The organism is Streptomyces sp. NPDC091292, assembly GCF_044757265.1.
Lineage (GTDB): Bacteria > Actinomycetota > Actinomycetes > Streptomycetales > Streptomycetaceae > Streptomyces.
Map to the genome: position 1 here is coordinate 37,773 of NZ_JBIVUQ010000025.1, position 26,088 is coordinate 63,860.

Genomic DNA, 26,088 nt, shown 5'->3' on the forward strand with positions numbered 1-26,088 from the left:
TACTCGATTCACCGCGCGCGAAGCGCCTGGCACCCGGTGACAACGGGCCCGGCTGAGGTATGCAGGAGGACATGGAGACGAACGAACCGACCGGGCCGCCGCCCGGCGCCGAAGTGGCCGGACTGCTGCTGGCGGCGGGCGGCGGCCGGCGCCTGGGCGGGCGCCCCAAGGCGCTGCTGCCCTACCGGGGACGCCCGCTCGTGGAACACGCGGTGCGCGTGCTGCGCGAGGGCGGCTGCGCCCGGGTCCATGTGGTGCTGGGGGCGGGCGCGGGCGCGGTACGCGAAGCGGCGTCGCTGCCCGGCTGCGTCCTGGTGGACAACCCGGCGTGGGAGGAGGGCATGGGCTCGTCGCTGCGCGCGGGTCTCGCCTCGCTCGCGGGCACCGGGGCGGCTGCCGCGCTGGTCGCGCTGGTCGACCAGCCGGGGATCGGTCCGACGGCGGTGGCGCGGGTCCGGGCCGCCGGCACCTCGCCGCGCGCGCTGGCCGCCGCCGTGTACGGGGGTGAGCGGGGGCATCCCGTGCTGTTCGGCGCGGACCGGTGGGCGGACATCGCGGCCTCGGCGGTCGGCGACCGGGGGGCGCGCGCGTATCTCGCGGCGCACGAGGGCGAGTTGACGGCGGTCGAGTGCGGGGATGTCGCCGAGGCGTACGACATCGACACCGTGGCGGATCTGGCGCGGCTGGAGTAACGGGGAGGGGTGGCACGGAGGGCCACGGTCTGTCGAGGGGAAGATTCTCGACATCAACACTCCTTGTACTTCCACCATGAGGAAACTACTATCCATTTTCGTGGTGTGAAGTTCGCACGTTCACCGGTTCACTGAAGGAAGTGACAGCACATGTCCGCACCCGCGCCGTCCCCGGCGGCCCTCGTCGACGCGGAGACCCTGCCCCGGCAGGACGAGGTCCTCACCGATGCGGCCCTCACCTTCGTGGCCGAGCTGCACCGGAGGTTCACGCCCCGGCGTGACGAACTCCTCGCCCGCCGCGCCGAGAAGCGCGCCGAGATCGCCCGTACGTCCACGCTCGACTTCCTCCCCGGGACCGCGCACATCCGCGACGACGCCTCCTGGCGGGTCGCGCCCGCGCCGGCCGCCCTGGACGACCGGCGGGTGGAGATCACCGGGCCCACCGACCGGAAGATGACGATCAACGCCCTCAACTCCGGCGCCAAGGTGTGGCTCGCGGACTTCGAGGACGCGTCGGCGCCGACCTGGGAGAACGTGGTCACGGGCCAGCTCAACCTGATCGACGCCTACGAGCGCCGCATCGACTTCACGGACGAGCGCACCGGCAAGTCGTACGCGCTCAGGCCCGCGGCGGAGCTGGCGACCGTCGTGACGCGTCCGCGCGGCTGGCACCTGGACGAGCGCCACCTCCAGGTCGAAGGGCGTCCGGTGCCCGGCGCCCTGGTCGACTTCGGGCTCTACTTCTTCCACAACGCGCAGCGCCTGATCGACCTCGGCAAGGGCCCCTACTTCTACCTCCCGAAGACGGAGTCGCACCTGGAGGCCCGCCTCTGGAACGACGTGTTCGTCTTCGCGCAGGACTACGTGGGCATCCCGCAGGGCACGGTCCGCGCGACCGTCCTCATCGAGACGATCACCGCCGCGTACGAGATGGACGAGATCCTCTACGAACTGCGCGAGCACGCGTCGGGGCTGAACGCGGGGCGCTGGGACTACCTCTTCTCGATCGTCAAGAACTTCCGTGACGGCGGCCCCAAGTTCGTCCTGCCGGACCGCAACGCGATCACGATGACGGCCCCGTTCATGCGCGCGTACACCGAACTCCTCGTCCGCACCTGCCACCGGCGCGGGGCGCACGCGATCGGCGGCATGGCCGCGTTCATCCCGTCGCGGCGCGACCCCGAGGTCAACAAGGTCGCCTTCGAGAAGGTCAAGAACGACAAGGACCGGGAGGCCGGGGACGGTTTCGACGGCTCCTGGGTCGCCCACCCGGACCTGGTGCCGATCGCGAAGGCGTCGTTCGACGCGGTCCTCGGCGACCGGCCGCACCAGAAGGACCGCCTCCGCGAGGACGTGTCGGTCGCGGCGGGCGACCTGATCGCCGTCGACTCGCTGGACGCGCGGCCCACGTACGCGGGGCTCGTCAACGCCGTGCAGGTCGGCATCCGTTACATCGAGGCATGGCTGGGCGGGCTGGGCGCGGTCGCCATCTTCCACCTGATGGAGGACGCGGCGACCGCCGAGATCTCCCGCTCGCAGATCTGGCAGTGGATCAACGCGGGCGTCGAGTTCGAGCACGACGGGCAGACCGTGCGGGCGACGCCCGAGCTGGCCCGGCGGATCGCCGACGGTGAACTCGCCGCGATCCGCGCGGACATCGGCGAGGAGGCCTTCGCTGCCGGCCGCTGGCAGCAGGCCCACGACCTCCTCCTGAAGGTCGCGCTGGACGAGGACTACGCGGACTTCCTGACGCTCCCGGCGTACGAGCAACTGGCGGGCTAGGCAGACCGGGGCGCCGAAGGGTGGCGGTGCGCCGACGTCAGGACGCGGGCCGCGCCGCGCAGCGCGGCCGTGTCCGGCGCGGGCACCGCGTCGACCGGGGCGTTCAGCTCCTTCGCCAGGCCGGGCGCGAAGTCCGGATGCAGGGCGCCGCCGCCCGACAGCAGCACCCCGCGCACGAGCGCCTCGACGCTGCGCACGGTCCGGTCGCGGCGCAGCGTCTCGGTCACCATTCCGGCCACCGCGCCGATGAGGTCGTCGTACGTCGTGGTGGCGTCGAGGTCGCTCGTACCGAGCGTGGCCCGGTACGCGTCGGTCACCGCGCCCTCGGTGAGCAGCGCGACCTCGGTGAGGTGCGCCCCGACGTCCACGACGAGCAGCGGCCGGGTGAGGTCCGCGCACGCGCCGAGCGCGACGGCGCGCGCGGTGGGGACGGTCAGGACCGTGCGGGGCCGCAGCACCTCAAGGGCCGTGAGCGCGGCGCTCCGGTGGGCGGCGCCGGACGGCACGGGCAGGGTGAGCACCACCAGCGGACGGCCGAACCTGGGCAGACGGTGGCTCAGCAGCCGCTCCAGCATGAGCGCCGCGCCCTCCGGGTCGACGACCACCCCGCGCCGTACGGGATAGGTGGCGGTCCGGTCGGCGAACGTCACCGTCGGCACGTCGAGGACGACACCCCGGCCGGACATCCAGGCCCGGGTACGGGCGCTGCCGAGGTCGAGGGCGACACCGGTGCGCGACGGCCGGACCCGCCAGGGCGTCACGGCCCGGACCCCCCGATCGCCCCGGACTCACCGATCGCCCCGGACCCACCGGGGACCCGCTGCCGGCAGCCGACACAGCGGCGCGCGTACGGCAGGATCTCCAGGCGCTCCTCGGGGATGGGCCGCGTACAGCCCTCGCAGTTGCCGTACCGGCCCTGTTCCAGGTGGTCGAAGGCGATGTCGATGTCCGTCAGGACCCGGTCGACGGATGCCCGCTGGGCGGCAAGGAAGGGGTCGGTGCCGTCCCCTCCGGCCCCGAAGGCGCCGCTCTCCTCCATCGCCTTGAGCTGCGCGAGCCGTGAGTCGCGCTCGTGCGTGAGGCGGCGGCGGATCTCGGTCGCGGTGGGGCGGTGGGGACCGGGGGCGGTGTCGGCCGGGTCGAGTGGCATCGGACGAGTCCTTCCACGAGGGCGGACGGCCGTGGCCCCAGGAGGCTGGGGGCCACGGCCGTCCGCCGGGGACGGGGGCACTCTCTCCACCCTGACCGCCGCGCCGCGCCCGGACCATCGGTCCGCGAGCCCATAGCCGGGGGTTTCGATGGTGTACGTGGCGTGTTCCCGTGGTGTACGCGACCGGAGGGAGGGGTTCCGGGAACCGTGCAAATGGCTGCTGACCCCCATCGACCGGGACGCACGGGCCCGGCAAGCTGGGCACTGTGTCTCTGTTCTGGCGGATCTTCGGACTCAACGCCCTGGTGCTCGGCGCGGCCACGGCGCTGCTGCTGTGGGGGCCGGTGACGGTCTCGGTACCGGTGCTGCTCACCGAGGCGACCATGCTGCTCGGCGGGCTCGCCGTGATGCTGGTCGCCAACGCGGCCCTGCTGCGCGTCGGCCTCGCCCCCGTCGGCCGGCTCACCCGGCTGATGACACGGGTCGATCTGCTGCGCCCGGGACAGCGGTTGCCGGTGCCGGGACACGGCGGCTTCATCCAGCTCATCCGTACCTTCAACGCCATGCTCGACCGGCTGGAGGCCGAGCGCGCCACGAGCACCGCCCGCGCCCTGTCCGCGCAGGAGTCCGAGCGGCGCCGGATCGCGCAGGAACTCCACGACGAGGTCGGCCAGAGCCTGACCGCCGTCCTGCTCGGCCTGAAGCGGGCGGCGGACCAGGCACCCGCCCCGCTGCGCGACGAGCTGCGGCAGGCGCAGGAGATCACCCGCGAAAGCCTGGACGAGGTACGCAGGCTCGCCCACCGGCTGCGCCCCGGCGTCCTGGAGGACCTCGGTCTGATCAGCGCCCTGACCTCGCTCACCAGCGACTTCGCCACGCACACCGGCCTGGAGGTACGGCGCCGCTTCGACCCGGACCTGCCGCCCCTCGACCACGAACGGGAGCTGGTGCTGTACCGGGTCGCGCAGGAGAGCCTGACCAACACGGCACGCCACGCGGACGCCGAACGCGTCGAACTGGCCCTGTGCCACACGCCCGACACGGTGGAGCTGCGGATCACCGACGACGGGCGCGGGGTCGGCGGGCGCGGCATCGGCGCCATCCGTGAGGGCGCCGGTATCCGGGGCATGCGGGAGCGGGCGCTGCTCATCAGCGCGACGCTCGACATCGAGTCCGGGCCGCGCGGCGGCACCCGGGTGACGCTGTCCGTGCCGAGAGGGCCGCGACCGGTGACCGGCGCGGAGCCGCACACGCGCGCCGAGCGGGAGGTGTGACCGTGTCCGAAGCACCCGTGGCGGGCCCCATCCGGATCCTCCTCGCCGACGACCACGCGCTGGTCCGCCGTGGCGTACGGCTCATCCTCGACGGCGAACCCGGGCTCCAGGTCGTCGCGGAGGCCGGGCACGGCGCGGAGGCCGTGGAGCTGGCCCGCGCCGGCGGGGTGGACCTCGCGGTCCTCGACATCGCCATGCCCCGGATGACGGGCCTCCAGGCCGCGCGCGAACTGTCCGCCCGCCATCCCGCGCTGCGCATCCTGATGCTGACGATGTACGACAACGAGCAGTACCTCTTCCAGGCCCTCAAGGCGGGCGCGTCCGGGTACGTCCTGAAGTCCGTCGCCGACCGTGATCTGGTCGCGGCCTGCCGGGCGGCGATGCGCGGCGAGCCGTTCCTGTACCCGGCGGCGGTCACCGCGCTGATCCGCAGCTACCTGGACCACGGGCGGCGCGACGAGGAGAGCGGCGCGGACGGGGACCCGGCGCTGACGGCCCGTGAGGAGGAGGTACTCAAACTCGTCGCCGAGGGCCAGTCGTCCAAGGAGATCGCGGGAACCCTGGTGATCAGCGTCAAGACCGTGCAGCGGCACCGGGCCAACCTGCTGCACAAGCTGGGCCTGCGGGACCGCCTGGAGCTGACGCGGTACGCGATACGGGTCGGGCTGATCGAACCCTGACCGGTCCGGGCGCCCGAGGTGCCCGAGGTGCCCGCAGGTACCCGGGGTGCCCGCGCGTCCGGGTGTGGGGCAGACTGACGACGACAGCGGAGGGGGCCCGTATGACCCGGCAGATGCCTGCCGCCCCTCGCGCGCTCCTCGGCACCCTCGTCGCCGTCCTCCTGTGCGCCTTGGGCGACTTCGGCCCGGCACACCCCGTCAGTCCCTCCAGCGTCACGGCATCCGCCGTCACGGCGACGGCACCGACAGCCGACACGACGGCATCCGTCACCGTCACCCACGCCGACAGCACCCCCTGCACCACCCCGTGCGGCGCCCCACCACCCCGAGTCGCCCCCGACGGAACCCCCGCCGAACGGCACACGGCACCCGGTGGCGGCGCGCTCGTCGCGCCCGGTCCGGCCGGTCCCGGTGCCGCGCGCGCCGTGGACACCCGGCGCCCGGCGGACATCACCCCGTACACCCGGCCCCTCGCCCGCCCCACCGATCGCGCCCCGCCGCTCCGCTCAGGCAGTTGACGACGTCCCTCTGCCGATCCGCCGTGCCCTTTCGCGGGCGCGGTATGCCTGTGGGAGACCTCCTTTGGCACGCGCCACCCGGGTGCGGGCGTTTCTCGCCCTCGCCGTCATCGCCCTGTCCGTCTACATCACCCTGACCGTCCCGGCCCGGCTCGGCCTCGATCTGCGCGGCGGCACCCATATCGTCCTGGAGACCCGGGGCACGCCGGAATCCGCCGCGTCCGACTCCGAAGCCACCGAACGCACCCTCGAAGTACTGCGCCGCCGTATCGACGCCCTCGGCGTCTCCGAACCGACCGTCGCCCGGTCGGGGGAGCGCAGGATCATCGTCGAACTGCCGGGCGTCCAGGACCCGGAGGAGGCCGCGGACGTCCTCGGCCGGACGGCCCAGCTCACCGTCCACCCCGTCCTGGGAACCGCCACCGACGGCGACCCGGCCCCCGATCGCCAACAGAAAAGCCCACGCGAACCGGTGCTTCCCGACGGTTCGGGGCAGCCCCTGCGGCTCGGTCCCGCCGCGCTCACCGGCGCGGACGTCGGCGGCGCCGAGGCACGGCTCGACCAGCAGAGCGCCCTCGGCTGGTTCGTCGCCCTCGATCTGAAGGGCGCGGGCAAGGACCTGTGGACGCGGCTGACCGCCGACGCCGCGTGCGCGCCGGCGGGCGATCCCGCACGGCGGATCGCGATCGTCCTGGACGACAAGGTCATCTCGTCGCCGCAGGTCGATCCGTCGGTGGCGTGCCGTACGGGCATCACCGGCGGTGCCACGCAGATCACCGGGGACTTCGACCGGGAGGAGGCCAGGGAGCTGGCGCTGCTGATCAGCGGCGGCGCCCTCCCGATGCCCGTCGAGACCGTCGAACAACGCACCGTCGGCCCCACGCTCGGCGCCGACGCCATCCGGTCCAGCGCCCAGGCCGCAGTCATCGGCACGGTCCTGACCTCCCTGTTCGTCATCGTCGTCTACCGGCTGCTGGGCGCCCTGGCCGCCGTGGCGCTCGCCTGCTACGGCCTCATCTCCTACGCGACCCTCGCCGCGCTCGGCGCCACACTGACCCTGCCGGGCCTCGCCGGATTCGTCCTCGCGATCGGCATGGCCGTGGACGCGAACGTCCTCGTCTTCGAACGGGCCCGTGAGGAGTACGCGGCCCGCGCGGGCCGGAGTCCGCGTACGGCGCTCAAGTCCGGGTTCCGGCAGGCGTTCAGCGCCATCGCCGACTCCAACATCACCACGCTCATCGCGGCCGGACTGCTGTTCTTCCTGGCGTCGGGGCCGGTACGCGGCTTCGGGGTGACGCTGGGCATCGGCGTCCTCGTCTCGATGTTCAGCGCGCTCGTCGTCACCCGCGTCCTTGCCGAGTACGCGGTGGCCCGCCGCCCGGTCCGCCGCCGCCCCCGTATCTCCGGGATCGCGCACCGCGGCCGGGTCCGTGACTGGCTCACCCGCCGCGACCTGCGGCCGATGCGCCACGGGCGCCGCTGGCTCGCCGTGTCGGCCGCCGTCCTGGTGCTCGCCGTGACGGGCATCGTGGTACGGGGCCTGAACTTCGGGGTCGAGTTCACGGGCGGGCGCCTCATCGAGTACGCGACCGCGCAGCCCGTGGACGCGGAACGGGCGCGGGGAGCGCTCGCCGACGCCGGATTCCCGCGCGCCGTCGTCCAGACGTCGGGGAACGGTGATCTCACCGTACGCACCGACCAGTTGTCCGACGCCGACGCGGCGAAGGTGGACCGGGCGGTCGGCTCGCTCGGCGGGGTCGCGGAGAAGATCCGGGACGAGCGGATCGGCCCGAGCATGGGCAGCGAGCTGCGCCGGGGTGCCGTGATCGCCCTGGCGGTGGCCGTGGGCGGTCAGTTGCTGTACCTCGCGGTGCGGTTCCGCTGGGCGCTCGGCGCGGCGGCGGTCGCCGCGATGGCGCAGGACGCGGTGATCCTCACCGGGGTGTTCGCGTGGCTCGGCAAACCGGTCGACGGGGTGTTCCTCGCGGCGCTGCTCACGGTGATCGGCTACTCGGTGAACGACTCGGTGGTCCTGATCGACCGGCTGCGGGAGGAGTGGCCGGGCCGCAGGAAGCAGCCGTTCGCCCGGACCGTCGACCTGGCGGTGCTGCACACCGTGCCGAGGACCGTGAACACGGGGATGGGCGCCCTGTTCATCCTGGCGGCGCTCGCCGCCCTGGGCGGCGATTCGCTCACCGACTTCGCGCTGGCGCTGCTCATCGGGATCGTGGTGGGCACCTGGTCGTCGATGTTCACGGCGATGCCACTGGCCGTCGAACTGGAGGCCCGCGGCGCCCTGCGCGTACGGCGAGCTGAGCAGGAACAAGGCGACCTAAGCTGGCGCCATGGCTGACGAACCCACCACAGGGCCGGACCATTCCGCCGCCGAAGCGGCCGAAGTGCCGGACAGTACGGCGGTACGCACGGCCCTGTGGCGGGCTCTGCATGTGCGGGTCGACCCGCCGCCGCATGTCCTGGAGGACGAGATCGGTCTGCGGCTCGCCGACCCCGGCGACGACTGGCGCGACCGGGGGGACATGGACCCGGCCGCGACCCGCTGGTTCCGAGCGTCGATCGTGGCGCGGGCCCGCTTCATCGAGGACCTGGTCGTGGAGCGGACGGACCGCGGCGTCGGCCAGTACGTCGTCCTCGGTGCCGGTCTGGACTCCTTCGCCCAGCGCAGGCCCGACATCGCGTCCCGGCTGCGGATCTTCGAGGTCGACCGGCCCGGCCCTCAGGCCTGGAAGCGCCGGCGCCTGACCGAACTCGGCTTCGGCGTCCCGGACCGGCTGCGCCTGGTCCCCGTCGACTTCGAGGCGGGCGGCTCGTGGTGGGACGAGCTGGAGGCCGCCGGATTCGACGCGGACCGGCCGGCCGTCGTGGCCTCCACGGGCGTCACCCTGTACCTCACCAAGGAGGCGAACGCGGCCACCCTGCGCCGACTCGCCACACTCGCCCCGGGCTCCACCCTTGCCATGACGTTCCAGCTACCGCCGGACCTGCTCGACGAGGACAAGCGCGCCGGACTCCGCGTCGCACAGCGCGGGGCACAGGCGAGCGGGACACCGTTCCTCAGCTTCTTCGCGCCCTCGGAGATGCTGGCCCTCGCCCGCGACGCCGGATTCAAGGACGCACGGCATGTATCGGCGGCCGTGCTCGACGAGCGGTACTTCGCGGGCCGTACGGACGGTCTCGGCACGTCGAGCGGGGAAGAGCTGCTCGTGGCGACCGTCTGACGGCAGCCGGGGCGTCCCCGCGAAACCCCGAACCCCGGACGCCGGGCGCTATGCGCCGCTCTCCCCCGGCCGGTCCGCGTGCCCGAGGCTGCGGCCCGGTGCCACCCGGTCCCGTACGAGCCGCTTCACCGCCGTCGGCTCCGGGAACCCCTGAGTGCGCCGGTCCCACACCACCTCGCCGTCGACCCGCACCACGAAGACTCCGCCCGTGCCGGGGGCCAGGGAGAGTTCCGTCAGCTCCGTCTCGAAGGTGGTGAGGAGTTCCTGGGCCAGCCAGGCGGCCCGGGGGAGCCAGCGGCACTGGGTGCAGTACTCGATCTGCACGCGGTGTACGGGACGTGCGGGGGGTTCGGTGGGCTCAGAGGGTTCGGGCGCCATGAGGAGGCACCGCCTTTCGCTGCGGTCGGCTCGGTGAACGGGTCAGCCGAGGTGGGCGGTCCAGTCCTGTTCGGCGGCGGGTTTGCCGTGCAGGTCCGGGACCCGTTTGAGCCAGGCGGGGCGGGACGCCTCGGTCGCGGCGGCCCGGTGGGCGTCCTCGGCCGCGAGCTGTTCGCGGCCGGGGAAGTCTGTGGGCAGCCAGACCGCGGACGCCTCGGCGCGGGCGGCGAGATAGGTGACGTAGGCGTCGCGGACCTCGTCGGGTCCGGCGAATCCGGGCTCGTCGGCCAGCCACTCGTCGGGGACCAGCGCGACGACCTCACGCAGCAGGTCACGGGTGGTACGGGGCGCGAGGTCGGCGTCGGCGGCGACGGTGTCCGGCGCCTGTCCGCCCAGCGCGTGCCGGCGGAAGTCGTAGACCTTGTCGACGGAGGCGGCGGCCGTCTCCCAGCGGTGGTGGAAGACGAGGGCCGCGCCGTGGTCGATGAGCCAGAGCTTCGGCTCACGGGTGCCGAAGCTTGGCCAGATCAGCAGGTTGGAGCTGTGCACGGTCCGGTCGACATTGGCGGTGAGCGCGTCCAGCCACACGATCCGCCCGGCCTCCAGCGGGTCGACGTCCAGCGCGTGCGGGGTGAAGTCGACAGCGCCCGGCAGGAAGTCCATGCCGAGGTTGAGCCCGGCGCTGGCGTCGAGCAGGTCCCGTACCTCCTGGTGCGGCTCGTCCCGGGCGACCGCGGGATCGAAGTGGGCCCGCACCAGCTCCGGCACGCGCAGGCCGAGCCGGCGGGCGAGTTCCCCGACGATCACCTCGGCGACCAGGGCCCGGCGCCCCTGGGCGGAGCCGGTGAACTTGACGACGTAGGTCCCGAGGTCGTCGGCCTCGACGACTCCGGGCACGGAGCCGCCGGTCCGCAGCGCTTCGACATAGCGGGTCGCCGTGACCTCTCTCAGCATCCTCGTCTCCCTGTGGCCCAGCGGTCCGTCGATCCGCATGAACTGACCATGCTAACCAGGCGTGCCCCCCGGGGACGACGGCGCCGACCGAATGCGGAGCGATAAGAATATTAAGTCACCCACACAGGCGACATATTCCTTTTCCCCATTCCACCCCGCCGAGCATTTCCTGTTCAATGGCGGAGACGTGAGGTATGACGCTCGGGGGAGAATGCCCACTCGGTGAACATTCGAATTCTTTGCGCCATTCCTGCGCGATGTGACCGAAATCCGACATCCGCATCGTCGCGGCTCTTCACAGCGCGACCCTTGTGCGGCTCCTGTATCCCACCGACGGATCCGACCGCTGCAACGGCGCAGCCCATGGGACCGGCACAGCATTCCTACGGAGATGCCACGGGTGCGCGAAAAAGACGAGAACACCGAATTACACCGACCGATTCACCAAAAACTTCTCCGCAGTCTCGCCTATCCCCTGCTTCTCCTGCTCACCATTCTGGTGGCCGCGATTTCGCTGATGCAGGAATGGGATCCGGGCCGTGTGAACCCGCTTTTCCTGATGGGAACGCTGCTCTATCTGACCACGCTGGAGCGGCTGATTCCGTACCAGCGCGACTGGCATCCCAGCGCGTCGGAGTGGCGGTGGTACGGCGTGTACTTCCTCCTGACGATGGCCGGCGGCGCGCTGGCGCAGTTGCTGGTGGCGACTGCGGTGACCGCGCTGTCGCCCGCCGAACCCGCTCTCCCGCTCTGGGCCGAGATCCCTCTCGCCCTGCTGATCGGTTCGCTGGCGAGCTACCTGGTGCACCGGCTGGAACACACCAATCCGCTGCTGTGGCGGCTGCACGGTGTGCACCACGTGCCGCAGAAGGTCAACGTCGCCAACAACGGCGTGAACCACGTCCTCGACATCGTCCTCGCGCAGGGCGTCGTCCAACTCACCCTGGCGCTCGTGGGGTTCTCCGGCGAGGCCGTGCTCACCACGGGGCTCTTCGTCGTGACCCAGGGCTATTTCGCCCACGCCAACATCGATGTCCGGATCGGCCCGCTCAACCACGTCCTGGCGAGCCCCGAGCAGCACCGCCTGCACCACAGCACGGATGTGTCCGAGGCGGGCCACTACGGGTCCGACCTCTCCTGCTGGGACCACCTGTTCGGCAGCTTCACCTGGCGGCCCGGCCGTGAACCGGCCGCGGTCGGTCTCAGCGACGCCACGTCGTTCCCCGGGACCGGCGAGATCCTCGCAAGCCTGCTCCACCCATGGCGCCGCACGAACCGCACGAGCCGTACCAGCCGCACCAGGCGTACGAGCCGTACGAAGAGACCCGGCGCCGAGTCCTCCTGATCATGACCCGGACCCGGCCCCGGAGTCCGGCACCGCTGACTGTGCGCTGCCCTCATGGCAGCGCCACCACTTGAGGAGTGTGCGAATTTGGCTGACGCGATCCCTGACGCTTCGACGGGCAAAGTCGCGATCATCGGCATCGGCTGCCGACTGCCCGGCGGAGCATCGGACCACCGGGCTTTCTGGCAGAACCTGGTGGACGGGAAGGACTGCGTCACGCCGACGCCGGCGGACCGCTACGACGTCACCACGCTCAGAAGCCGTCACCGGGACAAGCCGGGCCGGCTGGCGGGCGGCAGAGGCGGATACATCGACGGCTTCGACGAGTTCGAACCGGCCTTCTTCGGGATCAGTCCCCGCGAGGCCGACCACATGGACCCCCAGCAGCGCAAGCTCCTCGAAGTGGCGTGGGAGGCGCTGGAGGACGGCGGCCAGCGGCCGGCCGAGCTGGCGGGCAGCAACACCGCTGTCTACGTGGGCGCGTTCACGCTGGACTACAAGATCCTCCAGTTCTCCGACCTGAGCTTCGAGACGCTCGCCGCCCACACCGCGACCGGCACCATGATGACGATGGTGTCGAACCGGATCTCGCACTCCTTCGACTTCCGCGGCCCCAGCCTCTCGATCGACACCGCGTGCAGTTCGTCCCTGGTCGCCGTCCACCTGGCGTGCCGGAGCCTGCGGGACCGTGAGAGCGATCTCGCGCTCGCGGGCGGCGTCCTGCTGCACATGGCGCCGCAGTACACCGTCGCGGAGACGAAGGGCGGTTTCCTGTCGCCCGACGGCCGCTCCCGTACGTTCGACGCGTCGGCGGACGGCTATGTGCGCGCCGAGGGCGTCGGCCTGGTCGCGCTCAAGCGGCTGGAGGACGCGCTCAGGGACCGGGACCCGATCCACGCGGTGATCCTCAGCAGCGGCGTCAACCAGGATGGCCGGACCAACGGCATCACCGTGCCCAACGGGGACGCGCAGGTCACCCTCGTGCGACAGGTGTGCGCCGAGGCCGGGCTGGTGCCGGGAGACCTCCAGTACGTGGAGGCCCACGGCACGTCGACGCCGGTCGGGGACCCGATCGAGGCCGACGCGCTGGCCCGTGCGCTCGCCGTCGGACGCGCTCCGGGAGCCGCGTGCTACGTCGGCTCGGTGAAGACCAACATCGGGCACACGGAGTCGGCCGCCGGGATCGCGGGGCTGATCAAGACCGCCCTGGCGCTCAAGCACCGTACGATCCCGCCCCACATCAACCTCGAAGAGATCAACCCGGCGATCGACCGCGGCGCGTTACCGTTCGCCATCCCCACGCGCGTGACCGACTGGCCCGCGCACGAGGGGCCCGCGCGGGCCGGGGTGAACTCCTTCGGCTTCGGCGGCACCAACGCCCATGTCGTACTGGAGGAGGCGCCCGCCCCGCGCCCGGCCCCGCTCCCCCGCACCGCCGGGGCCACGGACGCCGCCGGCACCGCCGACCGCAGGTGGAGCATCCTTCCGCTGACGGCCCGTCACCCGGACGCCCTCGCCGAGCTGGCCGACGGCATCCGTCACGAACTCGCCGGAGACCGGGGTCCGGCGGTCGGCCTCGCCGATCTCGGGCACACGCTCGCGCACCGGCGTCAGCACCTGGAGTCGCGGCTGTCGGTCGTGTACTCCTCGCGGGAGTCGCTGGACGACGGGCTGGCCGCGTATCTGCGGGACGCACCCCATCCGAGGGTGGTGCGGGGGCGTCAACTGGAGGTCCAGGAACGGCGCCTGGTCTGGGTCTTCACCGGGATGGGCCCGCAGTGGTGGGGCATGGGCCGGGGGCTGATGGCGAGCGAGCCCGTGTTCCGTGCGGCGGTCACCGCGTGCGACCGGGAGATCCGCGCGCAAGCCGGGTGGTCGCTCCTCGACGAGATGGCGGCCGACGAGGACCGGTCGCGGATGGGCGAGACCTGGCTCGCGCAACCGGCCAACTTCGCCGTGCAGATCGGCCTCGCGGCCCTGTGGCGCTCGTACGGAGTCCACCCGGACGCCGTCGTGGGGCACAGCACGGGCGAGGTGGCCGCGTTCCACGAGGCGGGCGTCTACTCGCTTCGGGACGCGGTCAGCATCGTCCTCCATCGCAGCCGCCTCCAGCACACGCTGGCCGGGACGGGCACCATGCTCGCCGTCGGCCTGTCCGAGGACGAGGCCGAACGCCGGGTGCTGCCCTACGGGGACAAGGTGTCCGTGGCCGCCGTGAACAGCCCCACCTCGCTCACCCTGGCCGGGGACGCGACGGCGCTCGGCTCCCTAGCCGACGAGCTGAAGGCGGAACAGGTCTTCGCCAAGTTCCTTTCGGTGCAGGTCCCGTACCACAGCGCCGCGATGGACCGCATCAAGGACGAGCTGCTGGACTCGCTTGCCGATCTCGCGCCCCGCCCCGCGCGAGTGCCCGTCCGCCTCACGGGTCAGGACGGTACGGCGGCGGGCGTCGCGCTGGACGCCGGGTACTGGTGGAAGAACGTCCGCGACCGGGTGCGGTTCCGCGCCGCCGTGGACGCGCTCGCCGACGACGGCCACCGGGTGTTCCTGGAGATCGGCCCGCATCCGGTGCTCGGTCACGCCATCCGCGAATGCCTGGAGGACACCGGGCGCTCGGCCGTCGTGGTGCCGTCGGTGCGCCGGGCGGAGGACGAGCCCGAGCGGTTCGCCGTGTCCCTGGCGACCCTGCACAACCTCGGCACCTGCGTCGCGTGGGACGTGCTCCAGCCCGCCGGTGAGACAGTTCCGCTGCCCCGCTATCCGTGGCGGCGCGACCGTCACTGGACCGAGCCGCGGCCCGTCGCGCAGGTACGGCTCGGACTGCTCGACCACCCGCTCCTCGGCCGCCGCACGGATCACGCGGAGCCGACCTGGCAGTCCCGGCTCGACACCGAGTCGCTGCCGTACCTGGCCGGCCACCGTATCCAGGACACCGTGGTGTTCCCGGCGGCCGGTTACCTGGAGATGGCGACGCAGGCCGTGCGGACCCTCACCGGGGGCACGGATGTGGTGCTGGCCTCCGTCGACCTGCGCAAGGCGCTGTTCCTGAGCGAGGAGGAGCCCCGGACGGTCCAGTTGTCCGTGTCCCTGGAGAACGGGGACTTCACCGTCGCGTCCGTCCCCTCCGCGCCGTCCGGGGCCGACACCGAGCGCGCGGTGCACGCGAGCGGAGTGGTCCGTACCGGACAGCGCCGCTCCGCCGGGCCGGCCCTGGACATCGACGCGGTAAGGCGACGGAGCCCGCGCCACCTCGGCGGCGAGGAGTGCTACGCGGGACTGGCCGCCCTCGGCTACCAGTACGGGCCTGCGTTCCAGGCCATCGAAGAGGTCTGGATCGGCGCGGGCGAGGTCCTGGCGCGGATCCGGCCCCCGGCGGCGATCGGTGACGAGGCGGCTCGCCACCACATCCATCCCGTACTCCTCGACGCCTGCTTCCAGACCCTCCTGGCACCGCAGATCCCCGACAGGGAAACGCCGTCGAGGGGTACGGGCATCCGGCTGCCGCTGTCGCTGGACGAGGTGTGCCTCGCGCCGGTCGGTGACCGGACGCTGTGGGTGCACGGCACGGTGGTCCGGGACGACGGGGACGAACTGGTCGGGGACCTCGCCCTCTACGCCGACGACGGGACGGCGCTGGGCCGGATGACCGGGTTCCGCGCGGCCGACGTCGAGAAGGCGTCGACCACGGTCTCCCGTACCACGATCGACTCCTGGCTCGCGGAGCCCACCTGGACCGACCGCCCGTGGGCGGACCCGCGGGAAGGCGCGGGCGGGCCCGAGGCCACGGAGAGCGGGGACTGGCTGCTGCTCGCCGACGGCCACGGTGTCGCGGACGCCTTCGCGGAGTTGGTGACGGCGCGCGGGGACCGCTGCCGCACGGTGCGGCCGGGCGCCTCCTACCGGTCCGGGGACACGGCGTTCACCGTCGCGCCGGACTCCGCCGAGCAGTGGGAGCGGCTCTTCGCCGACCTCGACCGGGACGGCACGCCGTTCGGCGGGACGGTCGTCCATCTGTGGAACCTCGATCTGCCGGACATCGCCGACTGCGCCCACGGTGACCTGGCGCGGGCAGGGGCCACCGGGGCGTACTCCCTCGTCGCGCTCGCCCGCGTCCTTCTCGGGCGCGGGACCGGCGGTCGGCTGCACGTCGTCACGCGCGGCGCGCAGCCCGTGTCACCCGGGGACGCCGTCGCGCCGCTGCCCGCGTCGGCCTGGGGCGTCACGCGCGTGCTGCGCCACCAGGAACTGACCGGTCACCGGGGCAAACTGGTCGACCTCGATCCCGCGCGCGAGCCGGGCGCGCCGGGCGCCCGCGCGGACGCCGTGGCCCTGCTGCGCGAGTTCCTGAGCGGAGACGAGGAGGAGATCGGGCTGCGCGGCGACCGCCGTGCGACGAGCCGCCTGCTGCCCGCCGAGGGGCTGACCCGGCCGATGCCGCTGCGGCTGCGCGCGGACGGGAGCTATCTGGTCACCGGGGCGTTCGGGGCGCTGGGCCGGCTCCTGTGCCGGACCCTGGTCAAGCGCGGTGCCCGCCGGCTCGTCCTGATGGGCCGGACCCCGGTCCCCGCCCGCGAGGAGTGGCCGACGACCGACCCCGGCACGGCGCAGGGCAGGGCGGTCGCCCTGCTCAGGGAGTTGGAGTCGCTGGGCGCGCAGGCGGTGCCCGCGACGGTCGACGTCACCGACGAGACCGCGCTGACCGCCTGGCTCGCCGCGCACCGGCGGGGCGGCGCGCCACCGGTGCGCGGGGTGTTCCACCTGGCGGGTCAGGTGCGGGACACGCTGGTCGCGGACATGGACCGGGCGACGTTCGACGCGGTGTACGGGCCGAAGGCCGTCGGCGCCCATCTGCTGGACAAGCATCTGCGGGACGAACCGCTGGAGCACTTCGTGCTCTTCTCGTCGATCGCCTCGCTGCTGACGACCGCAGGGCAGACCAACTACGCGGCGGGCAACGCGTTCCTCGACGCGCTCGCGCACCGGCGCCGGGCCCGGGGGCTGCCCGCGCTGAGTCTGGACTGGGGCCCGTGGGCGACCGGCATGATCGAGGAACTGGGCCTGGCCGACCACTACTTGCACAGCCGCGGCCTCAGCTCGCTGCTCCCGGACGTCGGGGTGAACGTCCTGGAGCGCGTCATCGGCCAGGACAGGGCCCAGCTCCTCGTCGCGACGATCGTCGACTGGCCGACGTTCCTCGCCTGGTACGACACCCCGCCCCCGCTGATCACCGAACTCGCCGCGTCCGCGCGGGAGCACGACGGCGCGGGTGGCAACGCGGGCGGCAACGCGTTCCTCGACGCCTTCCGCGCAGCGGGCGAGGCCGGGCGCCGGGCGCTGGTCGCCGACCGCTTCACCGCGCTCACCGCCGGCGTCCTGCGTACGGCGGAGGACATCGACGCGTCGACCGGGCTCGGCGCGCTGGGCCTGGACTCGCTGCTCGCGATGGAGCTGCGCGCGAAGGTGCAGGCCGAGTTCGGTATCGCCCTGCCGGTGGTGGCTCTGCTGAGTGGCACACCGGTCGGCGAACTGGCCAGTCAGCTCTACGACGGTCTGGTCGACCGGGTGGCCGCCGACGGGGCCGACGACGGTCCGGGGGCGGGCGTGGAGGTGTTCACGGACGAGCGGAACCACCCTCTGACGCAGAATCAGAAAGCGCTCTGGTTCCTGAAGCAGCTCAACCCCGAGGGGTACGCGTACAACATCGGCGGCGCGGTGGAGGTGCGTGCGGAACTCGATCCCGAGCTGATGTTCGAGGCCGTACGCAGGCTCATCGCCCGGCATCCCGCGCTGCGCACCTCGTTCCATCTGGAGGCGGGCCGGCCGGTGCAGCGGACGGTGTCCGGTGCGGAGCCCGACCTCGCCCTGTTCGACGTCGAGGGGCAGGAGTGGGACGACATCCAGCGGGTGATCGTCCGCGAGTACCGCAAGCCGTACGACCTCGAACGGGACGCGCTGGTCCGGTTCCGCCTGTTCCGACGCGACCGCGACCGCTGGATCATCATGAAGGCGGTCCACCACATCGTCTCGGACGCGATCTCGACGTTCACGTTCATCGAGGAACTGCTCGCCGTGTACGAGGCGTTGAAGCAGCGGCGGGAGCCCGCGCTGCCGCCGGTGCCCGCACGCTATCTGGACTTCCTCAACCAGCAGAACCGGTTCCTGGCGAGCCGCGAGGCGGCCGGGATGCTCGCGTACTGGCGCTCCCATCTGCCGTCCAACGTCCCGCTCCTGGACCTGCCGGCCGACAAGCCCCGCCCCGCCGTGCAGACGCACAACGGCGCATCGGAGTTCTTCGTGCTCGACGGCGAACTGAGCGTCCGGGTGCACGCGCTGGCGCAGGAGCACGGCGTGACGCCGTTCATGGTCCTGCTGAGCGCCTACTACGTCCTGCTGCACCGCTACTCCGGTCAGGACGACGTCATCGTCGGCAGCCCGGTGACCGGCCGCACCCAGCAGGAGTTCGCCTCCGTCTACGGCTACTTCGTCAACCCGCTCCCGCTGTACGCGGATCTGTCCGGGGCGCCCACGGTCGCGGAGCTGCTGGCACAGGTCCGTACGACCGTGCTGAACGGTCTGGACAACCAGGAGTACCCGTTCGTGCTGCTGGTGGAGGAGCTGGGCCTCCAGCACGACCCCAGCCGCTCCGCCGTGTTCCAGGCGATGTTCATCCTGCTCACCCACAAGGTGGCCACCGAGCAGTACGGCTACCGGCTCGACTACATCGAACTGCCCGAGGAGGAGGGCCAGTTCGACCTCACGCTGTCGGTGTACGAGAACGAGGCGGAGGGGCGCTTCCACTGTGTCCTGAAGTACAACACCGACCTGTTCGTGCCGGAGACGGTACGCCGGATGGCCGGGCACTATGTGCGGCTGCTCGACAGCTTGGTGCGGGCGCCCGCCGCGCTGCCCACCGCGCGCCTGGAGATGCTCGGCGACCGGGAGCGCGAGCAGTTGGTGTCCGAGTGGAGCGGCGCCGCCCGGCAGACGGCCCGTACGGGACGCACTCCGGGGCAGGACCGGCCGGTGCACCACCTCATCGGCGACATCGCGGCGGCGAGCCCCGAGGCGGTGGCCGTGTCGGTCCCGTCCGCGCGGGGCGGCGCGGCCCGGCTGACGTACGGGGAACTCGACCGCCGGGCGAACGCCAGGGCGCGGCGGCTGCGGGAGCTGGGGGTCACGGCGGGCTCGGTCGTGGGGCTGCGCCTCGACAAGTCGCCGGAGCTGATCGTCACCCTGCTCGCCGTTCTCCGCGCGGGCGGCGCCTACCTCCCGCTCCACCCCGACCAGCCCGCCGACCGTGTCGCGCAGGTCCTGCGGAGCGCCGGGGCCGATCTGGTCGTCGTCGGCGACCCGTACGTCCCGTGGGCCGAGGGCCTGCCGGCCTCCGTGGTGACGCCGGGCGCCCTGCGCGCGGCGGAGACCGACGGACCGGCCCCGGCGGAGGCGGCGGACCCGGAATCCCCCGCGTACACCATCACCACCTCGGGCTCCACCGGCCTCCCCAAGGCCGTCCGGATCAGCCACCGCTCCCTCGCCTCCGCCTACGCGGCCTGGCGCGAGGAGTACCGGCTCGATGACGGCGTACGGGTGCATCTCCAGCTCGCCGAGCCCTCGTTCGACGTGTTCACCGGCGACCTGGTGCGTGCCCTGTGCTCCGGCGCGACCCTCGTCCTGGCCGACCGGGACCTGATCTTCGACACGGCGCGGCTGTACCGCACGATGCGGACGGAGCGCGTCGACTGCGCGGAGTTCGTGCCCGCGATCGTGCGGGGGCTGATGGACCACTGCGAGCGGGAGGGCGAACGGCTCGACTTCCTGCGGCTCCTGGTGGTCGGTTCGGACGCGTGGAAGGTCGCGGAGTACCAGCGGCTGCGCGGACTGTGCGGCCCGGACACCCGTGTGATCAATTCGTACGGCCTGACCGAGGCGACCATCGACAGCGCCTTCTTCGAGGGTCCCGTGGACGACCTGGAGCCCGGTCTGATGGTGCCGATCGGCCGGCCGCTGGCGAACAGTACGCTCCACGTCCTCGACGCGTACGGCGAGCCGGTGCCGCCGGGTGTGCCGGGCGACCTGTGGATCGGCGGCGAGGGCGTCGCGCTCGGCTACGCCGGGGACCCAGGGCTGACCGCGCGGCGCTTCGTGGTCCGGACGCTGAGCCGGGAGCCGGGGGCCGCGCCGGTCCGGCTGTACCGGACGGGTGACGTGGCGCGCTGGGACGGTCAGGGCCGGGTGCATCTGCTCGGGCGCAGCGACAACCAGGTCAAGCTGCGCGGGCACCGGATCGAGATCGGCGAGATCGAAGCGCATCTGACGGACTGGCCGGGGCTCGCGCGCGCGGTGGTGGCCGTGCGCCCGGACGCCGTCGGGGACGCGACGCTGTGCGCGTACTGCGTGGCCGAGCCGGGTGCGGTCCTCGACCGGCGCACGCTGCGCCGCCACCTCGCGGACGCGCTGCCGTCGTACATGGTGCCCTCGCACGTCGTCGAGCTGCCCGAACTGCCGCTCACCGCGCACGGAAAGGTCGACGTCGCCGCGCTCCCGGTGCCGGTGAGCGGTGACCGGCAGCAGTCGCACGAAGCGCCGGTGACGCTCTACCAGATCAGCATGGCCAGGCTGTGGGAGGCGCTGCTCGGGATCGAACGGGCGGGGCTCGGGGACGACTTCTTCGAGTCCGGCGGCAGCTCGATCAAGCTGATCGAACTCCTTCACCACCTGCGGACCGAGTTCGGTGTCGCCGTGCCCGTCAGCCGCCTGTACCGGACGACAACGCTGTACGGCATGGCGGCTGCCGTCCAGGAGGTGGTGAACAGCACGACGGCCGAGGAACTTCCGTATCTGACGTTCAACCCGGAGCAGGGGCCGCCGGTCTTCTGCTTCCCGCCCGCGGGCGGCCACGGTCTCGTCTACCGCGGCCTGGCGGCGCAGCTCCCCGAGTACCGGGTGATCGCCTTCAACTACCTGCCCGGCGGGGACAAGGTCGCCCGCTACGCGAACCTCGTGGAGTCCGTCGCACCCGAGGGCCCCTGCCCGCTGCTCGGGTACTCGCTCGGCGGCAACCTCGCCTTCGAAGTGGCCAAGGAACTCGAAGCACGCGGGCGGGCGCCCGGTCAGGTCGTGGTGCTCGACGCCCGGCGCATCCTGGAGACGTACGCGCCCGGCGAGGAGGACGTCGAACGGTTCGAGGAGGAGCTGGGGCTCCATCTGTTCAAGCACACGGGGTCGGAGATCGTCACCGCCACCGCGCTCGAACACGCCGCCGAGTATCTGAGTTTCTGCGGCACGACCCCCAACACCGGCACGCTGGCGGCCTCGCTGGGCGTCGTGACCGACGAGGACAAGGCCGGTCTGTACGCGGCCGGCCTCCCGGGCTCCTGGCACGGCGGCTCCACCGGGGAGACGCACGTCCTGCGCGGCTCCGGAACCCACGCCGACATGCTCGACCCCAAGCATCTCCCCCGTAACGCCGCCCTGGTGCGGGCCCTTCTGACGGGGGGAGCGGACCATGCGGGATGAGGAAGGGTCCGACTGGACCGTCAGGGAGCGGGCGCCGGGCAGCGCGCCCCGCGTCCTCGTGATCGGCGCGGGCGTCGCAGGACTGTCCACCGGCTGCTACGCGCAGATGAGCGGGTTACGGACCCGCGTCTTCGAGAAGCACGTCCTGCCGGGCGGCTGCTGCACGGCCTGGTCGCGCGACGGCTACCTCTTCGACTACTGCATCGAGTGGCTGATCGGCACCGCCGAGGGCAATGACGCGCACCAGGTCTGGCGTGAGCTGGGCGCGCTGGACGGCAAGACGATCAAGAACTTCGACCTGTTCAACAAGGTCGTCGACGAGGACGGCCGGTCGGTGACGTTCTACAACGACCCGGCGCGCCTTCAGGAACACCTCCTCCAGGTCTCGCCCGGGGACGCGCGGCTGATCCGTTCCTTCTGCCGTGACCTGCGGCGGTTCACGGAGATCGAGCTGTACCCGTTCCTGACCGCGCCCGCGCTGCGGACCGTGCGGGAGCGGGCGGCGCTGCTGCGTACCGTGCTGCCGGCGTTCCGGCTGTTCTGGCGGACGGCCGCGACGCCGATGCACCGGTTCGCCGACCGGTTCGAGGATCCGCTGCTGCGCCGGGCGTTCCGCAACATCTTCTTCCAGGATCCGGAGGACTTCCCGCTGCTTCCGTTCCTGTTCAACATGGCGAGCGCCTACCACGGCAACGCCGGTTTCCCGCAGGGCGGTTCGCTCGGGCTCGCCCGGTCGATCGAGGGGCGGTACAAGGGGCTCGGCGGGACGGTGACCTACCGGGCCCGCGCCGAGCAGGTGCTGGTCGAGGGCGGCCGGGCCGTCGGGGTCGAACTGCGCGGCGGCAGACGGTACTTCGCCGATCATGTCGTGTCGGCCTGCGACGGCCGCACCACCGTCCACGGGCTGCTGGGCGGCCGTTACACCGGGCCGAGGATCGACAAGCTCTACTCCGACCTCCTTGAGCGGCCGGGAACCCTGTTCCCGGCCGTGGTGTCGGCGTTCGTCGGGGTGCGGGGCGAGCTGCCCGCCGACGACGCCCACAGCACCACGTATCTCCTCCCGGCCGCCGATGCCCGCGAGCTGCCGGGGGCGCTTCAGAGCAGCCTGGTCGTCCAGTTGCGCTCCCGCTACGCGGACGGTTTCGCCCCGCCCGGCAAGTCGGTGGTGCACTGCACGTACTTCAGCGACTACACGTACTGGCACACGCTGCGCCGCACCGACCGCAAGGCCTATTGGGCGCGCAAACGCGAGGTGGCCGATTTCGTACGGCGCTTTCTGGAGCGGCTGTGGCCCGGCGTCGCCGGGCGGATCGAGCTGGTGGACGTGGCCTCACCGGCGACGACCAGGCGCTACACCGGCAACCACAACGGTTCGATCCTGGCCTGGAAGGCGTTCTCCGAGGCCGACGACATCGCCGCGGATCTCGTCGGCAAGGACCGGATGGCGCTGCCCGGACTCCGCGGTTTCACCATGGCCGGCCAGTGGGTCGGGATGGGCGGTCTGATCCGCGCCGCGTCCACCGGCCGCTTCGCCACGCAGTACCTGTGCGAGGAGCTGGGCGTCGCGTTCCGGGCGTGGGAGAGCACCGCGACCGAGCCCTGGCACACCGGGAAGCTCGGGCGGCTGCCACAGCTCGACCGGCGGCCCTTCCGGCAGAACACCGGCGCGTGACGGCCATCAGAAGCCCCCTAAGGAGACCCACTTCATGACGCGTTCGCCGCGCGACAGGCAAACCATGATCATCATCGGTGCGGGGCTCGGCGGTCTCTCCACCGGCTGCTACGCGCAGATGAACGGCTACCGCTCCCACGTACTGGAGATGCACGAGATCCCCGGCGGCTGCTGCACCGCCTGGGAGCGGGGCGCCTACACCCTGGACGCCTGTGTGAGCTGGCTGCTCGGCAGCGGCCCCGGCAACGAGATGCACCAGATCTGGCTGGAGCTGGGCGCCCTCCAGGGCAAGGAGGTACGCCACTTCGACGTGTTCAACATCGTGCGCGGGCAGGACGGCCGGGCGGTCCACTTCTACTCCGACCCGGACCGGCTCCAGGCCCATCTGACCGAGCTGTCCCCCGCCGACGCCCGGCAGATCGCGGAGTTCTGCGGGCTTCTGCGGTCCTTCCGCCGCGCGCTGGCCGTCTACCCCTTCCTCAAACCGGTCGGACTGATGGGACGGACGGAACGCTGGCGCATGCTCGCGTCGTTCGCCCCGTACTTCAACGCCGTCCGCAAGTCGATCTCGGTGCTGATGTCCGACTACTCGGCACGGTTCAAGGACCCCCTGCTGCGACAGGCGTTCAACTTCGTCCTCTACGAGAAACACCCGGCGTTCCCCGTACTGCCGACCCTCTTCCAGCTCGCCGCGCACGCCAATCTGTCCGCGGGGGTGCCGGAGGGCGGATCGCTCGGGCTGGCGCAGTCGATCGAGCGGCGCTACCGGCGGCTCGGCGGCCGGACCTCGTACAACACCAAGGTCGAGGAGGTGATCGTCGAGGAGGACCGGGCGGTCGGTGTGCGCCTCAGCGACGGGCGGGAACTGCGCGCGGACATCATCGTGTCGGCCTGCGACGGGCCCACCACGATGATGAAGTTCCTGGGGGGCCGCTATCTGAACGACGCCTACCGGCGGCTCTACACCACCACCCTCAACGAACCCGGCATGGTGTTCCCCGGCTACTTCACGCTCTTCCTCGGGCTCAGCAGGCCATTCCCCGAGGGCGACCCGTGCACGACCCATCTGCTGACCGACGCGCAGGCGGCCGAGCTGACCGGCATCCGCCACCCGAGCGTCAACGTCCAGTTCCGCAGCCGCCACTACCCGGAACTCTCACCGGAGGCGACGAGCGTCGTCTACGCCACCTACTTCTGCGACATCGCGCCCTGGCGCGCACTGGACGAGGGGCCGGAACAGGTCACCCGGAACCGTGGCGGCGAACGGCTCCACACGCTTCCGGTGCGGCACGGGCGCGGCTACTACGCGGCCAAACGGCGGGCGCGCGTCGCGCTGGTGCGGTTCCTGGAGGAGCGGTTCCCCGGTATCGAGGACGCCATCGTGGTGCGTGACGTGTCGAGTCCGCTCACCCAGGTCCGCTACACGGGCAACCACGACGGGACGGTGCTCGGCTGGCAGCCGTTCGTGGAGAGCGGCGAGACGCTGGAGAAGCTGGTCAAGAAGCACGGTCCGGGGCTGCCGGGCCTGGAGAACTTCTATCTGTCGGGCGTCTGGGCGACCACGGGCGGTCTGATCCGCGCCGCGGCGGCCGGCCGGCATGTCATGCAGTTCGTCTGCCGCGACGACGGCAGGGAGTTCACCGCCTCCGTCGACGCGTCGGGGCCACCGCCGACACACCTCGTCCTCCCGGTCGGAAGACGGCCCGATGTCCCCGCCGCGCCGGGCCGCGCTCTCGCATGCCTGGAAAGGGAGCCGAAATGAAGGTCCAGAAGTGGGTGGTCCGTGAGCATGTCGAGGGCACGCCCGATGTCGACCGGATCTACGAGAAGCTGGTCGAGGACGTGGAGGTGGACCTCGCACCCGACGAGATGCTGCTGAGGACGCTCTACGTCTCCGTGGACCCCTACCTCCAGGGCATCGCGCTGGACACCCCGCTCGGCCGGCACATGGGCGCCGACTCGATCATGGAGGTGCTGGAGGCGGGGCCGCTCGCCGCCCACCGTCCCGGCGATCTCGTGCAGGGCTTCGGCGGCTGGCGGTCGCACGTCGTCGGCAACGGCGCCGCGACGCTCTGGCAGACGGGCACCTTCCCGATGGTGTTCCCCGCCTACCGGCGCCTCGACCCGAGCTGGTACGACGACACGCTGCCCCTGGCGACGGCGCTCAGCTCGATGGGCGGCCCCGGCATGACGGCCTGGCGAACCCTCACCACCTTTCTCACGGCCGGTCCTGGCGACACCCTCGTGATCAGCGGCGCGTCGGGCGCCGTCGGCACGCTCGCCGGTCAACTGGCGCGGCTCGCCGGAGCACGGGTGGTCGGCACGACGTCGAGCCCGCGGAAGGCGGAGTACCTGACGGGCATCGGATTCGACGCGGTGGTGGTCTACCGGCACGGCGACAGCGCCGACACCGTACGGGAGCGTCTCGCCGAGGCGGCGCCCGACGGCGTCGACCGCTACTTCGACAACCTGGGCGGCGCCGTCACGGACGCCGTGTTCTCCCTGCTCAACGTCGGCAGCCGGGTGGCCGTGTGCTGGCAGTGGGCGACCCAGGTGGGACGGGACGCGGTGGGGCCCCGGCTGCTGCCGTACATCATGTTCCCGCGGACCACCGTGCGCGGGATCTTCTCCCTGGAGTGGTTCACCGACGAGAACTGGCGGGCGCTCCACACCGAGCTGGGCGGCCGGATCCGGCGGGGCGAGGTCGTCTGCGACCACACCGTGCACCGCGGCTTCGACAACATCCCCGCCGCCTACGCGAGCCTCTACCACGGCCGGTCGGCCACCCACACGGGCAAGGTGCTGGTCGAACTGTGACGGGCACCACCAGAACAAAGCCGAGCAACGCAACGCAACCAGGAGGTACCGCGTGTCCGCCCCCGTCAGCAACG

Annotated in this window: 16 protein-coding genes; 12 read left to right on the top strand and 4 right to left on the bottom strand. The window is 72.1% G+C overall.

The window, feature by feature from the left end; translation table 11 throughout:
• The first annotated feature begins 71 nt into the window (after window positions 1–71).
• Together ACIQNU_RS38225 and aceB are read left to right on the top strand one after the other, a co-directional pair.
• A complete protein-coding gene (locus ACIQNU_RS38225; protein WP_401375579.1) occupies window positions 72–692 on the top strand; it encodes an NTP transferase domain-containing protein in 621 nt (206 codons plus the stop codon).
• 150 nt (window positions 693–842) lie between these two features.
• Complete coding sequence (gene aceB, locus ACIQNU_RS38230; protein ID WP_401375581.1) at window positions 843–2,474, top strand: malate synthase A; 1,632 nt, start codon at window positions 843–845, stop codon at window positions 2,472–2,474.
• On the opposite strand, the gene ACIQNU_RS38235 is transcribed toward aceB, so the two are convergent.
• Window positions 2,471–3,235 carry a rod shape-determining protein gene (locus ACIQNU_RS38235; RefSeq protein WP_401375583.1) on the bottom strand — a complete coding sequence of 255 codons (765 nt, stop codon included), beginning with the start codon at window positions 3,233–3,235 and terminating at the stop codon, window positions 2,471–2,473. The genes aceB and ACIQNU_RS38235 overlap by 4 nt on opposite strands.
• Window positions 3,232–3,624, bottom strand: a complete 393-nt coding sequence (locus ACIQNU_RS38240) for a TraR/DksA family transcriptional regulator (RefSeq protein WP_401375586.1) — start codon at window positions 3,622–3,624, stop codon at window positions 3,232–3,234. The genes ACIQNU_RS38235 and ACIQNU_RS38240 overlap by 4 nt, the downstream gene beginning before the upstream one ends.
• 266 nt (window positions 3,625–3,890) lie before the next feature.
• Here ACIQNU_RS38240 and ACIQNU_RS38245 point away from each other — a divergent pair, with 266 nt between their 5' ends.
• From ACIQNU_RS38245 to ACIQNU_RS38265, 5 genes are all read left to right on the top strand, one after another.
• The gene (locus ACIQNU_RS38245; RefSeq protein WP_401375589.1) at window positions 3,891–4,898 is read left to right on the top strand and encodes a HAMP domain-containing sensor histidine kinase; all 1,008 of its coding nucleotides are present in this window, start codon (window positions 3,891–3,893) and stop codon (window positions 4,896–4,898) included.
• A 2-nt stretch (window positions 4,899–4,900) separates the two neighbouring features.
• The gene (locus tag ACIQNU_RS38250; RefSeq protein ID WP_401375592.1) at window positions 4,901–5,578 is read left to right on the top strand and encodes a response regulator; all 678 of its coding nucleotides are present in this window, start codon (window positions 4,901–4,903) and stop codon (window positions 5,576–5,578) included.
• Window positions 5,579–5,691: 113 nt separating this feature from the next.
• Window positions 5,692–6,096: a hypothetical protein gene (locus tag ACIQNU_RS38255; RefSeq protein WP_401375595.1), complete on the top strand. Its 405-nt coding sequence runs from the start codon at window positions 5,692–5,694 to the stop codon at window positions 6,094–6,096.
• Between the two features lie 64 nt (window positions 6,097–6,160).
• Window positions 6,161–8,449: a protein translocase subunit SecD gene (gene secD, locus ACIQNU_RS38260; protein ID WP_401375597.1), complete on the top strand. Its 2,289-nt coding sequence runs from the start codon at window positions 6,161–6,163 to the stop codon at window positions 8,447–8,449.
• Complete coding sequence (locus ACIQNU_RS38265; RefSeq protein WP_401375600.1) at window positions 8,442–9,332, top strand: class I SAM-dependent methyltransferase; 891 nt, start codon at window positions 8,442–8,444, stop codon at window positions 9,330–9,332. Before secD ends, ACIQNU_RS38265 begins: the two co-directional genes overlap by 8 nt.
• A 48-nt stretch (window positions 9,333–9,380) precedes the next feature.
• On the opposite strand, the gene ACIQNU_RS38270 is transcribed toward ACIQNU_RS38265, so the two are convergent.
• Together ACIQNU_RS38270 and ACIQNU_RS38275 are read right to left on the bottom strand one after the other, a co-directional pair.
• Window positions 9,381–9,710, bottom strand: a complete 330-nt coding sequence (locus ACIQNU_RS38270; RefSeq protein WP_401375603.1) for a SelT/SelW/SelH family protein — start codon at window positions 9,708–9,710, stop codon at window positions 9,381–9,383.
• Between the two features lie 42 nt (window positions 9,711–9,752).
• Entirely contained in the window at window positions 9,753–10,664 is a 912-nt protein-coding gene (locus ACIQNU_RS38275) for a HipA family kinase (protein WP_401375730.1), read from the bottom strand.
• A 391-nt stretch (window positions 10,665–11,055) separates the two neighbouring features.
• Here ACIQNU_RS38275 and ACIQNU_RS38280 point away from each other — a divergent pair, with 391 nt between their 5' ends.
• The 5 genes from ACIQNU_RS38280 (at window position 11,056) to ACIQNU_RS38300 (ending at window position 26,014) form a co-directional block, all read left to right on the top strand.
• Complete coding sequence (locus ACIQNU_RS38280) at window positions 11,056–12,009, top strand: sterol desaturase family protein (RefSeq protein WP_401375606.1); 954 nt, start codon at window positions 11,056–11,058, stop codon at window positions 12,007–12,009.
• 87 nt (window positions 12,010–12,096) lie between these two features.
• Window positions 12,097–21,525 (top strand): amino acid adenylation domain-containing protein, encoded by a 9,429-nt coding sequence (locus ACIQNU_RS38285; RefSeq protein WP_401375608.1) that lies wholly within the window; start codon window positions 12,097–12,099, stop codon window positions 21,523–21,525.
• A complete protein-coding gene (locus ACIQNU_RS38290) occupies window positions 21,515–23,197 on the top strand; it encodes a phytoene desaturase family protein (RefSeq protein WP_401375610.1) in 1,683 nt (560 codons plus the stop codon). Before ACIQNU_RS38285 ends, ACIQNU_RS38290 begins: the two co-directional genes overlap by 11 nt.
• 64 nt (window positions 23,198–23,261) lie before the next feature.
• Window positions 23,262–24,959 (top strand): phytoene desaturase family protein, encoded by a 1,698-nt coding sequence (locus ACIQNU_RS38295; protein ID WP_401375733.1) that lies wholly within the window; start codon window positions 23,262–23,264, stop codon window positions 24,957–24,959.
• Window positions 24,956–26,014 (top strand): MDR family NADP-dependent oxidoreductase, encoded by a 1,059-nt coding sequence (locus ACIQNU_RS38300; RefSeq protein WP_401375612.1) that lies wholly within the window; start codon window positions 24,956–24,958, stop codon window positions 26,012–26,014. Before ACIQNU_RS38295 ends, ACIQNU_RS38300 begins: the two co-directional genes overlap by 4 nt.
• Window positions 26,015–26,088: the final 74 nt, after the last annotated feature.